At 43.6% G+C, this 1,688-nt stretch carries 1 pseudogene; it reads right to left on the bottom strand.

Going from position 1 to position 1,688, the window contains the following annotated elements:
• Positions 1 to 1,688: pseudogene (locus ACFINL_RS09590) on the bottom strand (filamentous hemagglutinin); the annotation flags it as partial.

The raw sequence follows: 1,688 nt of genomic DNA, 5'->3' as shown, positions 1-1,688 counted from the left end.
GAACCTTCCCCTGCCTTGTTGTTGAGTTGATCAACCACCAGATTTAAAGTGCCACCCGCTTGGACAAGACCAGGAACACTCTCCAAAGCTTCTGAGCGGATATGACGAAATTTGCCATCGGCTATATCTAAAGAAACATCGCGGCTTCCATCAGCTTTATAGCCATAACAACTGTCTGTATAAGCCTGACAACCCATATAGGTGTTTTTATAAGTTGTTGCACCCAAATTGGTGAGCACATTGGCGTGGATATAGGCATTTCCCCCTGCTTCTATAAAACTATAATGGTTGTCAATGTTATCGGCGTTAATGATGAGATTGCCGTGAGATTGTATCATCCCCTGAATGGTGGGCTTATGCGAAAACCCCTGCGTGACAGTTTCTTCTGTCATATGTGACTGATTATTCCATTGATACCGTCTTATATTACTTTTTGTTTTATCATATTTCCAAGTAAATGCCCTATAAAATGCTCCATCTTCCAAAGTTGCTTTACCGTACGTTCCTCCTTTGTTAGCCCACAGCTCTTTATCAAATACAAATACTTCTTTATAAATTATATTTCCAGGATGTGGCGAAGATTGTTCTTCCTTAACGTGCCCTTTTCCCCAAAGGTTGGGACCATCTTGATATAACATCCCATCACTGAGTTGATCAGAACCCTTTGGTCTTTGGAAAGAAATATCGCTATATTCCGTTTTTTCCGTGATGACAGGCGTGCTATCAGCTTCGTTTTTCAGGGTGTTGGTTTGGATATTTAAGTTTCCACCAGCTTGAATAAAGCCTGCTTTATTCACAAGCGAAAGGCTTTTTCCGCTGCCAGCCGCATTGGTGAAACCCAAATCACCCTCTGCCATTATGGTGCCAAAATCATTCAACAAAGCCCCATCAACTTGTAAAGCACCATTGCCCTTTACATAAATTAAACCCGTTTTGTTGTTGGTCACATCCCCCGTCACGCTAAAGACTAAATCCTGCCCCGATGCCAATTGACCGCTATTTCTAAGCTCCCCCGTCTTGATCACGAAATCTCTGGCTGCTAAAACAGAAGTTGTCTCATCAACCATAACGCTTGGAGCAATAAAGAGAATATCTCCAGTCCCTCCCTGATCTGTCACGGCTTGTAGCCGCGCATGGTGAATATCAAGGGCATTGGTGCTGTTAAAATCTAAACCGCCATAAGCCAATTCGCTCTCTGAGACATCAATATGATCTGCAATTAAATACAGCGTTTGCGGCGTGTAAATATGAGAACGATTATTGCTTAAATCGAGAGTGTTTGCTGTCAACCTCACATCCCCCTCAGCAGACAGCACATTCTCAACACTGATCTCCCCTGATACAGAGGTTAGAGTTGCGCTGCCATAGCCCATGACCTGATCATAATAGATGTCGTTGCCTGCAAAAATTTCAATATTGCCACCACTGGCAATCTGACCAACCTTCACCCCTTCTTTTGCTGTAATCAAAAGAAAACCGTTTTTATCTAAAACAAGATCCCCTGAACCGCCCGTAGAAACGACACCTGTCATCAGTGTCCCTGCATCAAGGCTGCCAACCTTTAAAACAGCTTCTTCACCCGTCATCAGCGAAGAAAAGTCAACCGCCCCGCCCTCAATATTTGCCTTGCCATAGGCTAAAAGTTGCCCAAAATGAACGGGAGCATTTGTTGCTGGTTGTGCTTGAAT

This window comes from Bartonella sp. AA78NXGY, from assembly GCF_042197005.1.
Classification (GTDB): domain Bacteria; phylum Pseudomonadota; class Alphaproteobacteria; order Rhizobiales; family Rhizobiaceae; genus Bartonella.
This window is presented reverse-complemented; position numbering and strand designations above follow the sequence as displayed.